The sequence below is a fragment of the Kitasatospora sp. NPDC041917 genome (genome assembly GCF_055589745.1).
Map to the genome: position 1 here is coordinate 41,741 of NZ_JBVJBI010000019.1, position 12,501 is coordinate 54,241.

The following is a 12,501-nucleotide window of genomic DNA, read 5'->3' on the forward strand; positions in this document are numbered from 1 at the left end:
CACCGTCGCATTTCGGGACCGCGGAACCAGGACCCCGGGCCTTTTCGGCCCGCCGGAGTCGGCCGCGGGAGTGCACTCGATGCGAAAGCAGGGTCGTACGCGATCTGCCGAGAGGGGAATTTCGGTGACAAACCGTGAACGATTCCGCAGACTGGTACCGGGCCTGGTGGTGATCATGGTGGCCGCCTCGCTGTTCTTCGCGGCGCGGAGCTCGGTCGCGGTGGCCGGGGCGGAAGGGGTCGCGAAGCAGTACGGCTTCAAGGAAATGCCCATCGCGATGCCGCCCGGCTACGACCAGCAGCCGATGAAGACGGTCCGGAAGGTGAACCCGGCCTACCAGAAGATCCGTTCGTGGATCTCCTCGGTCGGGGCCAGCATCGCGATCAACGACCTCACCGGGCACGGTGTGGCCAACAGCATGTGCATCGTCGACACCAGGACCGACAGCGTCGTCGTGACGTACACGCCGACCGCCCGGCAGGCCGACCGGTTCACGCCCTTCGTACTGGACGGCAAGCCGCTGCCGATGGACGACACCATGGCGCCCACCGGCTGCACACCCGGCGACTTCAACAGCGACGGCCGGATGGACCTCCTGGTGACGTACTGGGGCCGCACGCCCATCCTGTTCATGGCCAAGTCGGACGCGACGACCCCCGCCGCGAGCTCCTACGTGCCGCGCGAGCTGGTGGCCTCGGAGTCGCTGGACGGGAAGTACCACGGCCCGCGCTGGAACACCGACGCGGACTACGTCGGCGACCTCGACGGCAGCGGACACCCGTCGATCGTGATCGGCAACTACTTCCCCGACTCCGACGTCCTCGACCCCAACGGTCTGAAGAACGTCGTGATGAACGACTCGCTGTCCAGTGCCAAGAACGCCGGCGGCGACCACGTCCTGCGCTGGCAGCAGAGCACCTCGGGGCCCGAGCCCACGGCGTCGTACGTGGAGGAGAAGGGCGCCATCCCCTTCGACGCGTCGACCGGATGGACCCTGGCGATCTCGGGCGCCGACCTGACCGGTGACGGACTGCCCGAGCTGTACGTCGCCAACGACTTCGGTCACGGGCACCTGCTGTACAACCGGTCGACGCCCGGGCACATCGAGCTCACCGAGGCCAAGGGCCAGCGCACCCCGACCACGCCCAAGTCCTTCGTGCTCGGCAACGGTTCCTTCAAGGGCATGGGCGTCGACTTCGGCGACCTCGGCCACGACGGCAAGTTCGACATGATGGTCAGCAACATCACCGTCGCCTGGGGCCTGGAGGAGAGCAACTTCGTCTGGATCAACAAGGCCAAGGACGAAGCCGACATGCGGAACAAGCTCGACGCCGGCATCGCGCCGTTCACCCAGGAGGCCCAGGAGCACGGCATGGCCTGGACCGGCTGGGGCTGGGACGCCAAGATGGGCGACTTCCTCAACAGCGGCGACCTCAACGTCCTCCAGGCCACCGGCTTCGTGAAGGGCAAGATCAACCGCTGGCCGTGGCTGCAGGAGATGGCCATGACCAACGACGACCTGCTGTCCAACCCCGCGATGTGGCCCAACGTCCAGCCCGGTGACGATATCGCCGGGGACGAGGCGATCGCCTTCTACGCGAAGACCCCCGACGGCCCGTACGTCAACATCAGCGAGCAACTGGGCATCGCCGTGCCCACCCCGACCCGCGGCCTCGCCACCGGCGACACCACCGGGACCGGCCGGCTGGACTTCGCGGTGGCCCGCCAGTGGGGCCCGCCCGCCTTCTACGCCAACACCTCGCCCAATCTGGGCAACCAGCTGAACCTGCGGCTCTACCGGCCGACCGCCGAGGGCGGGGCGGGCGAGGGCCTGGTGAACTCCGGGTCGCCGGCGTACGGCGCCACCGTGTGCGTGATGACCCCGGACGGCACCCAGATCTCCCAGCTCGACGGCGGCGGCGGCCACGGCGGCTTCCGCAGCTTCGACACGCGCTTCGGCCTCGGCTCCCACCAGGGCCCGGTCACCGTCGAGCTGCGGTGGCGGGACGCGAACGGCGGGATGCACAAGAAGACCGAGCAGCTCACCGCCGGTACGCACACCCTGATGCTGACCAGCGACGCCCAGGAGGTCCCGAACCGATGAGCGCCACCGCGCAGTCCCGCCCCGGCGGCGCCCCGGCCGCCGCGCCCCCCGCGCCCGCCGCCCCCGCGAAGCCCAAGGATCCGCGCTACCTCGCCCTGCGCAACTTCGCGATCTCCATCAGCGTGTTCAACGCCTTCGGCTACACCCTGCTCGGCTTCGAACAGCCCTGGCTGTGGCCGTTCATCGCGGTGTTCACCGCCTACACGTGCGAGATCTGCTTCGAGCTGATCAGCGGCTGGGCCCAGCGGCGCCCGCCGCGCTTCCTGGGCAACGGGGTGCGCGGGGTCTACGAGTTCCTGCTGCCCGCCCACATCACGGCGCTCGCGGTCAACATGCTGACCTACGGGAACAACCAGCTGCTGCCGATGTTCTTCGGGGTGGTCATCGGCGTCGGTGGCAAGCACGCCCTGCAGGCGCCGATCGCCGGCCGGATGCGGCACTACATGAACCCGTCCAACTTCGGGATCACGATGTCACTGGTGTGCTTCGGGTCCTGGTTCAGCATCTCGCCGCCGTACCAGTTCACGGAGAACGCGAACACCTTCTTCCGGGTGATGATCCCGCTGATCATCGCCACCGCGGGAACGGTGATCAACGCGCTGCTCACCAAGCGGACGCCGCTGATCGTCGGCTGGCTCGGGGCGTTCGCCATCCAGGCGTTCGTCCGGCACTGGATCTGGGACGTCTCGCTGTACTCCGCGCTCGGCGCGATGACCGGCGTCGCCTTCGTGCTGTTCACCAACTACATGATCAGCGACCCGGGAACGACGCCGATGAAGGCCAAGGCCCAGTTCATGTTCGGCTCCTCGGTCGCCATGGTCTACGCGGTCCTGATGGTGTTCAACGTGGTCTACACGCTCTTCTACGCCACCACCATCGTCTGCGCCCTGCGCGGGATCGGATGGTGGGTCGCGCACCTGATCAAGCGGTCCCGGCAGGCGGACTCCGCCGGGGCGGGCGCCCCGGACGGGACGGCCGCGCAGCCGCAGCAGGTCGGGGCGGTCGCGGCCTGAGGCACCCGCGTGCGACACCGCGCACGACACCGCAACGGCGCTGTGGCGCTGCCCGCTCGGGGCAGCGCCACAGCGCCGTTTCCCGGCCCGCCGAGGACCGGTCGGGCCCGGGGCCTACCGCCCGGCGGCCGCGTCCTCGACCGGCTGCGCCGGCGGCCGGAACGGGCCCCAGGTGAAGGCGGGCAGCCAGGCCTCGGGCGCGGCGCTCCAGTCCAGTCCGGCGATCTGCCCCGGCGAGCGCCGGCCGGTGAGCGAGCGGAGGAGGTCGTGCCGGTGCCCGCGGACGACGGCGGCCGGCTCGCCGTCACCGGCCCGCCACTCGGCGCCCGGCGTCTCGATGCGCAGCGCCGGAAGCCCCAGCGTGCGCACCGCGTTGGAGAAGCCCCGGACGACAAGGTCCAGCGACGAGGGGTAGGACGGGTGGTCCGGGAGCACCGGTTCCCCCAGCGCGACCCGGAGGTCGATCTCATGGGTGAACGCGTCCATCATCAGCATGGTGTGCCGCAGTTGCGGGGACTCGGTGAGCACCCGTTCCACCCCGCCGTCCAGCCGTGACCACTCGGCGAGCAGACCGGCGAGGCCGTCGCCGGAGTCGGCGTGCGGCACCTCCCACAGGTTGCCCGGCGCGTCGGCGGCCACCGTGCGGCAGACCTCCAGCAGATGGCCGACCAGGTCCAGGACCGTCCACCCGGGACAGGCCGGCACGGGAACGTCGGCCACCGCGGGCCGGCCGCCCAGCAGCCCGGTGATGTTCTCCCGGGAGCCGCGGTAGGCGAGATGGTCCGGTGAGCGGTCCCAGAGCGACCCGGTCGTGGCCTCGGCGTTCCGCTGATACGTGCTCATACGGGCTCTCCTTCGGTTGGACGACGTTGCGGGGACGGACCGACGGTGCCGGAACCCCGGTCTCGCGCGGGCCGGTTCCATTGTGGCGCCCGGGTTCCGGGCGACGGCCGGCGGGACGGCGGGCGGAGCACGCCCGAAGACGCCCGGCGGCCGGGCGGGTTCAGAAACGCAACCGTGGAGATGCGGGCCGTGACGCCGCCTCAGGACCATGGGGAGGACCGTCAATTGCGGGACGTGAGCCTGGGAGGGATCGTGCCGACGACCTTCGGATCGCTGCGCCGACTGGTACTGACACCGTCACTGGCCTCGGTGACCTTCGCCGGACGCGGCTTCCCGGTGACACCGACGGAGAGCACCGAACGGCTGGAGGCGGTGCCCCAGGCGGTGGTCTGCGGCTTCGAGTGGGGGATCGACGCCCGGAGCCAGTGGGAGGTCGAGCGCCGACTCGGCCTGGTCGAACCCGAACAGCGCGGATTCGCGTACGAGGGTGCCACCATGGCCTTCACCGTCCTGGACGCGACGGGCCGGGGCCACCGCACCCGTGACCTGCTGGCCGGGTCCGGGCAGCCGCACATCTTCCTGGCGTACATCGGCATCGGCTTCGCCATGGCGCGGCTGCCGAGGTCGCTGTGGCCCAAGGTGCTGCCGGACCTCACCGGGACGCCCTACCACCCGACGATGAGCTGGCTGGCCGTCGACGGCTACGGCTTCGACCTCGCCTACTTCCACACCCGGCGCTGGGTGGACGGGCAGCGCAGGCCCAAGCCGTACCCGTGGCAGGGCGCGCCCGAGTACTTCCAGCGGGCCGTCGACCAGGGCGTCGGACGGGCGCTGTGGTTCATCCACGGCGGATCGCCGGCGAACGTGGCGGCCGCGGTGCGCAGGTTCGGCGCGGACCGGCAGGGCGACCTGTGGAGCGGCGTGGGACTGGCCTCGACCTTCGCGGGGGGCGGCACGGCCGAGGGCCTGGCCGGGCTGCGCGACGCGGCGGGCCCGTACCGGGCGGAGCTCGCCCAGGGGTCGGTGTTCGCCTCCAAGGCCCGTGCGTACGCGGGTTTCGTGCCCGCGCACTCCGAGGTCGCCTCGACGGGCCTGACCGGCCTGTCGGTGGAGGCGGCGGCGAAGGTGGCCGACGCCTGCGCGGTGGACGACCGCACCCCGGGCGCCGCCGGCGGGCCGCCCCCGTACGAGCTCTGGCGGGCGAACGTGCGCGAGCACTTCCGCGAGGCCGGGCCCTCGCCCCGGCCCGCGCCGGGGCCGGCGGCCTGAGTGTTTTCCGGACGAGCCCCGGGCCGGACCGGTGCGAAGTCATCCGCGGGGCGGACCGGCCGCCCCGCGGGAAACCCGAGAGGAGTATGGCGTGTCCAGTGCATGGCGGACGCTCCGACGTCGAGTTCTCACTCCGAGCACCTCTGAAACGCTATTGGAAACGCGTGGTTTCCACCGGAAGTCGCCGGCCGCCCAGGACCTCCTGGAGACGGTCGGCGCGCGGTTCCTGGAGGGCTACGCCCACGCCGTGGAGGCCCGGAACCCGGCGGAGGCGGAATACCCGCTGGAGGAAATCCCGGACCGGTTCCGCGGCTTCGCCTACGAGGGCGCCGGAATGGGCTTCGCCATGCTCGACGGGCTGCGGCTGTCCGGCCGCAACTCGGTGGCCCGCTGCCTCACCGGCCGGGGCGCCGACCACGTCTACATGGTCTACGTCGGCATCGGCTGGGCGATGGCCCGGCTGCCGAGGTTCTGCTGGCCCGACATCGACAAGCTCGACCCGCTGCTGCGCTGGCTGGTGCTCGACGGATACGGCTTCCACCAGGCGTACTTCCGCACCGACCGGTACGTCCACCAGCAGTACCGGGAACCGGCCTTCCCCTGGCCGGCGCACGACTCCCCGTCGTACGCCGGCCGCGCGATCGACCAGGGCATCGGCCGGGCCCTGTGGTTCGTCGGCGGCACCGACGCCGAGCTGGTCGCGACCATGATCGAGAAGTTCCCGGAGTCCCGGCGGTCCGACCTCTACGGCGGCGCCGGACTGGCCGCCACCTACGCCGGCGGCGTGGACGAGGCGGAGCTGTGCGCGTTCCGCGACCGGGCCGGCATCCACGGGCCGATGGTCGCCCAGGGCAGCGCGTTCGCGGCCGAGGCCCGGATCCGGGCCGGACTGCTGGTGCCGCACACGGAGCTGGCCACGCGGGTCTTCTGCGGCATGACGCCCGATCAGGCCGCCGCGGTCAGCCAGGAGGCGCGGCCGAGCGGGCCGGTGCCCGGCGCGCTGCCCGCGTACGAGGTGTGGCGCCAGGCCATCGCCGACCGCTTCGCCGACGTCGGGGGGTGCTGACCGTGGCCGCCACCCGTCGGGTGCCGCCCGGCCCGCCGCGCCGGGCCGCCCCCGTCCTGCTGCGCAGGCTGGTGGGGGACCGGCTCGAAATGATGCGCTCCGCCGCGGCGGAGTACGGCGACGCGGTCCGGATCTCCATGGGCCCCAAGACGCTCTACTTCTTCAACCACCCCGACCACGCCAAGCACGTGCTCGCGGACAACGCGGCCAACTACCACAAGGGGATCGGCCTGGCCCAGGCCCGGCGGGCCCTCGGCAACGGCCTGCTGACCAGTGAGGGGGAGCTCTGGCGCAAGCAGCGCCGGCAGATCCAGCCCGCCTTCCAGCACAAGCGGATCGTCCAACAGGCCGGTGCCGTCGCGGAGGAGGCGGCCAAGCTGGTCGGCCGGCTGCGGGCGCACGAGGGCGGCGCACCGGTCGACGTGACCAAGGAGGTCACGGCCCTCACCCTCGGGGTGCTCGGCCGCACCCTGCTCGACGTCGACCTCAGCGCCTTCGAGGCGGTCGGCCACGACTTCGAGGCCGTGCAGGACCAGGCGATGTTCGACATGGTCACCATGGGCATGGTGCCCGGCTGGGTGCCGCTGTCCAAGCAGCTCCGCTTCCGGCAGGCCCGGCAGGACCTGCAACGGGTGGTCGACCGGCTGGTGGCCGAGCGGGTCTCCCGCGACGCCGGGGAGATCGTGGGGGAGGACGCGCTGTCCCGCCTGATCGTCGCCACCCGGCAGGAGCCCGACCACAAGGTCGCCCGCCAGCGGATGCGCGACGAACTGGTCACCCTGCTGCTGGCCGGCCACGAGACCACGGCGAGCACCCTGGGCTGGACGTTCTACCTGGCCGACCGGCACCCCGAGGTGATGGACCGGCTGCACGCCGAGGCCGTCGAGGTGCTCGGCGACCGCCTGCCCGAGTTCGAGGACCTGCACCGCCTGCGGTACACCTCGATGGTGGTCGAGGAGGTCATGCGGCTCTACCCGCCGGTGTGGATCCTGCCGCGGCAGGCCCAGGCGGACGACGAGGTCGGCGGGTACCACGTCCCGGCCGGCTCCGACGTCCTGATCTGCCCGTACACCCTGCACCGCCACTCCCGGTTCTGGGACGACCCGGAGCAGTTCGACCCGGAGCGCTTCGACCGGGACCGGGCCACGGACCGGCCGCGCTACGCCTACATCCCGTTCGGAGCGGGTCCGCGCTTCTGCATCGGCAACCACCTCGGGCTGCTGGAGGCCACGTTCACGATCGCCATGGTCGCCCGGGACCTGCGGCTGAGGAAGGTGCCCGGGTACCGGGTGGTGGCCGAGCCGATGCTGTCGCTGCGGGTGCGCGGCGGCCTGCCGATGACGGTGCACTCCGCCGGCTGAGCGGACACGCCCGCGCCGTGCACGGCAGAGCCCCCGCGACGACGTCGCGGGGGCTCTGCCGTGCGGAGGGCCCGCGCCGTCGCGCGGGCCCCGGTCGGCCCGGCCCGCTGCCGCGGCCCGGGCCGGATCAGGCGGTGTCGGTGATCGGGGTCCGTACGGTCTGCGCGATGGTCCGTGCGTCCAGCAGTGCCAGCAGGACCGGCGGGTCGAGGACGCGGGCCGGGCGCAGGCGCAGTTCGATCGGCAGCAGCGGCACGTCCGGCCGCACCTCGATCGGTCCGACCGATCCCACCGAGACGGGGTGGCCACCCGTCAGCACCTCGTCGAAGGCGGCCGGGACGGAGTGTGCCAGCAGGTACCAGGTGCCGGCCGGCACCTGGTCGAATAAGAAGACGCCGGGATGGGGGAGGACGGTACACGCGGCGGGCCGGCCCTCGGGGACCCGGGTCGGGAACAGCCCGAGGTACACGAGGCCGAGGTTCCCCGCGATCGGGGCCCGGATCTCGCCGCGGAAGGTCGAGAGCTCCGTGCTCCGGGCCAGGCCGCGCGAGTCGATCTCGATCCGGGGGGTGAAGCCCCCGAGCTGACGGTAGGTGGTGGGAGGCACACCGACGCTGCTGGCGAACCGCGAGCTGAAGGTGCCGACGCTGTTGTACCCGACGCGGTGGCTGATCTCGGTCACCGTGAACGAGGTTTCGACGAGGAGGCGCTTGGCCGTTTCGAGCCGGAGGGCGGAGAGGAACCGCCGTGGTGACACCCCGGTCATCCGCTGGAATTCCCGGGAGAAGTGGAACTTGCTGTACATGGCCGCCTGCGCCATATCGTCGATGGTCAGTAACTCGCCGATGTTGTCGTGCATGGTTTCGATGGCCCGGGAAACAGCTTGCTCGATGGCAGATGTCATCTTTGACTCCAGCTTCTCCGCCGCACCTGCGGATGAACAGAATTCCACCCTTGCGATGATCGGGAACGAAAGTCACGGCCGCGGTGACAGGCCGACTGTCGAAGGCGCCAGGGCAAGCGAAGGGAGGACCCCCTTCGGAAGGCGAAGCTGAAAAGTGTCGCCGCCATAGCAAGTGACGACCGTAGCAGCAGGCACATGACAGCCGCAATGGGCCGGGCGGCACGTGCCGTTGGCAAGCCCGAGCGGTGAGACATCCCGGAAGTCGGGTTTGAACGGCGCCGGGAGCCCTCAGCAACGCGAGAGATGCGGGCGGGAGCGCAATGCGCGCACGATGCCACAGTCGCGTATGCGAATCGGGATCGGCCGGTGTGTGCCGTCCCCGCTTTTCGACAAGCAGCTGAGGAGATGCCGGTGGGATCGCCTACCTCAGATCGAAACCATGACCGGACCATGACGCTCGAAGCCTTCGCGGACACGATCGTCCCGGGCGAGAAACGCTCGCCCGACGACCGGGCGGTGGCCGGCGCCTCGACCGGCGGCGGTGCCGTCCAGGCGGGCGCCGTCGAACTGCTCGAAACCCCCGCGACCGGACTGTCGGACGCCCTGGACGACTACGTGCAGGCGCTCAACCGCCACGCGAGCACGTACGCGGACGAGCACGGCCTGCGGCTCGACGACTCGGTGCCGCCGTTCGTCGCCCTGCCGTTCGCGGACCGGACCAGCCTGGTGCAGGAGCTGACCGGAACGGAGCACCAGGAACGGGAACTGTGGGTCCTGCTGGCGCTGTTCGCCAACATGGCCTTCGACACGGCCGCCCACATGCACACCGCGGACGCGCTCGCGGCGGGCCACCCGGGCCTCACGGCGATGGGCTTCATGAAGCCCGACGAGGACGGCCTGTGGCGGTTCCCCGACTTCTCGTACGGCAAGCAGCTGGCAGACCCCCACCCGGACACCACGCCTACAGGGAGTCCCGCATGACGAGTACCGAGAGCACCGACGTCCTGATCGTGGGCAGCGGCTTCGGCGGCGCGATCGCGGCGTACCACCTGGCGGCCGGCGGCGCGAAGGTCACCATCCTGGAGCGCGGCCCGTGGCTGAAGGCCGACGACTTCGACCACGACTTCCTGCTCGGCTCCTCGTACACCCGGATCTTCGACTTCGTGGTGGGCGACGGCATGAGCCTGCTCGGCGGCAACTGCGTCGGCGGCGGCAGCGTGGTGTACTTCGCCGCGATGCCGCGCGCCCCGCGGTTCGTCTTCGAGCGCCGCGGCAGCATCGGCCGCCGGATGTGGCCGGCCGCCATCGACCGGGACGTCCTCGACCCCTGGTACGACCGGGTGGCCGAGGCGCTGCCCATCACCCAGCAGGACTGGAACGACGTCACGTACGCGGGCGGGCTGTTCGCCGCCGCCTGCGAGCACGCGGGACGCACCGCCAACCCCGTCCCGGCCGCCATCGACCGGGCGAAGTGCACCAACTGCAACTGGATGATGTCCGGTTGCCGCTTCGACGCCAAGCGGTCCCTGCTGCTGAACTACCTTCCGGCGGCCCTCGCGCACGGCGCCGAGATCCGGCCGCTGCACGAGGTGCAGCAGCTGTCCCGGACGGACGACGGCGGCTACCGGGTGCACTACGACGTCGTCGACGACGTGGACTACCGGGTGCACGTCGGCAGCGGCACGATCGACGCGAAGATCGTCGTGCTCGCCGCCGGCGCCGGCGCCACCCCGGTCATCCTCCAGCGTTCCGAGGCGACCCTGGGCACCATGCCGCACGCCGTGGGCCGCTACTTCTCCGGCAACGGCGAACGCCTCAACACGGCCATCGTGGACGAGGAGAAGGCCCGCGACCTGCTGGGGCTCAAGCGCTCCGACGGCCGGGCGTTCAAGGCCAACCAGATCGGCAAGGGCCCGGTCGTGGCGAGCTGGGACAACCTCGACGGATCGCTGCCGGAGCACTCCCGGTTCTCCCTGGAACAGCTCTACTTCCCGCCGGGCTTCGGCACCATCCTGGCGCAGGTGCCCGACGCGAGCGGGCCCAGCTGGTTCGGCGTGGAGAAGAAGGAACTGGTCCGGCAGTGGCAGTCCTGGCTGACCGTCTTCACCATGATCGAGGACGACAACGAGGGCGTCTTCGGGCCGCCGCCGCCCACCGGCAACGCCGTCCGGATCTCCCAGCAGATGCTCGGGCGCGGGTCGATCTCGTACCGGCCGACCGCCAACACCCTGCGCGCCTGGGCCGATTCGGACGCCGTGGTGAAGGACATCCTGGAGCGCGACGGACTCGCCCGCGTCATGCCGTGGACCAACGACCTGGTGGGCGCCTACACCGTGCACCCGCTGGCGTCCTGCCGGATCGGCGACGACCCGCAGACCTCGGCGCTCGACGACCGGCAGGAACTCCGCAACCACCCGGGCATCTTCGTCACCGACGGCTCCGCCGTCCCGGGAGCGCTCACGGTCAACCCCGCGCTGACCATCTCCGCGCTCGCCGAACGCGCGATCCCCGGCATCGTGAGGGCCGCGCGGGAGCGCGGCGTGAACGTCGTCTACGGCGCTCCCGCGCCGGACGGTGCGACCAGCGGGCGGCGCGGCGTGCAGGTGCAGCTGCCCGGCCTGATGCGCCGGTAGCCGGCCCCGGCACCGGATCGAGCCGTCGAGGAGGAGGCACATGACGACACCGTTCCTGCGGTCGGCCCTGCGAAGGTCGATGGCGCAGATCCACCGGGTCGCCGCGGTGCGGCCGGCAGCCGCGGGGGAGGAGGTGGCCGGCGTCTTCGCCGAGGTCGAGCGGGAGTTCGGCATGCTGGCACCGCCGATCGGGCTGCACGCCGCCGCGCCGGAGGTGCTCGCCGCCTCCTGGGTGATGCTGCGGGAGACCCTGGTGGCCGGCGGGCGGGTCGACCGCGCGACCAAGGAGGCGGTGGCCGCGGCGGTCTCGGCCGCCAACGCCTGCCCGTACTGCGTGGAGGTGCACGGCACGGCGCTGGCCGCGCTGCTGCCCGGGGCCGCCGCCCCGGGCACGGCCCGCGCGACGGCCGAGGGGTGGGCCGACTGGTTCCGGGCGGACGGCGACCGGGGGCCGGCGCCGGACGACCGGCCGCCGTTCCCCACGCAGGCGGCGCCCGAGCTGGTCGGGGTGGCCGTCACCTTCCACTACCTGAACCGCATGGTCAACCTGTTCCTCGCGCAGAGCCCGCTGCCGGCCGGTCTTCCGCCGGCCGCGCGGTCGGCGGCGAGGGCGGTCCTCGGCCGGCTGATGCGCCGCAGCGCGCGCCTCGCCCCGCCGGCCGGGACCTCCCTCGACCTGCTGCCCTCCGCGCCGCTGCCCGGGGACCTGAGCTGGGCGGCGGGCACCCCCAGCGTCGCCGGCGCGTTCGCCCGGGCGGCGGCCGCGATCGACGCGGCGGGGGCCCGGTCGGTGCCGGACGGCGTCCGCGCCCTGGTGACGGACCGGCTGGCCGGGTGGGACGGCCGACCGCCGGGGATCAGCCGCGGCTGGGTCGAGGACGCGGTGTCGGCCCTGCCCGGGGACCAGCGTGCGGCGGGCCGGCTGGCCCTGCTGACCGCCCAGGCCTCCTACCAGGTCGACGACGGCCTCGTCGCCGAGTTCCGGAGCGACCGGCCCGGTGACACCGCGCTGATCGAGCTCACCTCCTGGGCCGCCCTGACGGCGGCCCGGGAGCTGGGCGCCCGGCTCGGTGCCCGCCTGCCCAAGGCCGCCGACGGCTGACCCCGCGCACGGCCCCGCACGACCGAGGCTCCCGCCGACCGGCGGGAGCCTCGGCGCGTTCCCGGCCTCCCGCACGGGCATCGGCACGGGCGTCGGCACGGTTGCCCGCCCAGCCGTCCGCACGACCGTCCGCACAGCCGTCCGCACGGGCGTCGGCACGTCCACCGGCACGGTCGTCCGGACGGGCGCGGCCCGCCCCGGAAATG

At 72.2% G+C, this 12,501-nt stretch carries 10 protein-coding genes; 8 read left to right on the top strand and 2 right to left on the bottom strand.

All coding sequences use genetic code 11. The features are described from left to right. Nucleotides 1-175: 175 nt before the first annotated feature. The gene (locus ACZ6EM_RS23245) at nucleotides 176-2,104 is read left to right on the top strand and encodes a CRTAC1 family protein (protein WP_465773178.1); all 1,929 of its coding nucleotides are present in this window, start codon (nucleotides 176-178) and stop codon (nucleotides 2,102-2,104) included. Then, nucleotides 2,101-3,117 (top strand): enediyne biosynthesis protein, encoded by a 1,017-nt coding sequence (locus tag ACZ6EM_RS23250; protein ID WP_380554043.1) that lies wholly within the window; start codon nucleotides 2,101-2,103, stop codon nucleotides 3,115-3,117. The genes ACZ6EM_RS23245 and ACZ6EM_RS23250 overlap by 4 nt, the downstream gene beginning before the upstream one ends. A 114-nt stretch (nucleotides 3,118-3,231) precedes the next feature. On the opposite strand, the gene ACZ6EM_RS23255 is transcribed toward ACZ6EM_RS23250, so the two are convergent. Beyond that, nucleotides 3,232-3,960 (bottom strand): maleylpyruvate isomerase family mycothiol-dependent enzyme, encoded by a 729-nt coding sequence (locus ACZ6EM_RS23255; RefSeq protein ID WP_401047757.1) that lies wholly within the window; start codon nucleotides 3,958-3,960, stop codon nucleotides 3,232-3,234. A gap of 252 nt (nucleotides 3,961-4,212) precedes the next feature. On the opposite strand from ACZ6EM_RS23255, the gene ACZ6EM_RS23260 reads away from it, so the two are divergent. The 3 genes from ACZ6EM_RS23260 (at nucleotide 4,213) to ACZ6EM_RS23270 (ending at nucleotide 7,656) form a co-directional block, all read left to right on the top strand. Beyond that, on the top strand, nucleotides 4,213-5,229 hold the full coding sequence (locus ACZ6EM_RS23260; protein WP_401047754.1) for a DUF1702 family protein: 1,017 nt from the start codon (nucleotides 4,213-4,215) through the stop codon (nucleotides 5,227-5,229). A gap of 91 nt (nucleotides 5,230-5,320) precedes the next feature. Continuing rightward, nucleotides 5,321-6,295, top strand: a complete 975-nt coding sequence (locus ACZ6EM_RS23265) for a DUF1702 family protein (RefSeq protein WP_452181030.1) — start codon at nucleotides 5,321-5,323, stop codon at nucleotides 6,293-6,295. Between the two features lie 2 nt (nucleotides 6,296-6,297). After that, complete coding sequence (locus tag ACZ6EM_RS23270) at nucleotides 6,298-7,656, top strand: cytochrome P450 (RefSeq protein ID WP_359912771.1); 1,359 nt, start codon at nucleotides 6,298-6,300, stop codon at nucleotides 7,654-7,656. 127 nt (nucleotides 7,657-7,783) lie between these two features. Here the strand turns inward: ACZ6EM_RS23270 and ACZ6EM_RS23275 are convergent, their stop codons facing one another. Further along, nucleotides 7,784-8,560, bottom strand: coding sequence for a helix-turn-helix transcriptional regulator (locus ACZ6EM_RS23275; protein ID WP_452180149.1), 777 nt, complete (start codon nucleotides 8,558-8,560; stop codon nucleotides 7,784-7,786). A 450-nt stretch (nucleotides 8,561-9,010) separates the two neighbouring features. Between ACZ6EM_RS23275 and ACZ6EM_RS23280 the strand changes: the two genes are divergently transcribed. The 3 genes from ACZ6EM_RS23280 to ACZ6EM_RS23290 are packed head-to-tail and all read left to right on the top strand — an operon-like array spanning nucleotide 9,011 to nucleotide 12,295. Beyond that, entirely contained in the window at nucleotides 9,011-9,541 is a 531-nt protein-coding gene (locus tag ACZ6EM_RS23280) for a DUF5987 family protein (RefSeq protein ID WP_401049262.1), read from the top strand. Next, nucleotides 9,538-11,193 (top strand): GMC family oxidoreductase N-terminal domain-containing protein, encoded by a 1,656-nt coding sequence (locus ACZ6EM_RS23285; protein ID WP_401049264.1) that lies wholly within the window; start codon nucleotides 9,538-9,540, stop codon nucleotides 11,191-11,193. Before ACZ6EM_RS23280 ends, ACZ6EM_RS23285 begins: the two co-directional genes overlap by 4 nt. A gap of 40 nt (nucleotides 11,194-11,233) precedes the next feature. Continuing rightward, nucleotides 11,234-12,295, top strand: coding sequence for a carboxymuconolactone decarboxylase family protein (locus ACZ6EM_RS23290; RefSeq protein WP_452180150.1), 1,062 nt, complete (start codon nucleotides 11,234-11,236; stop codon nucleotides 12,293-12,295). Nucleotides 12,296-12,501 lie beyond the last annotated feature (206 nt).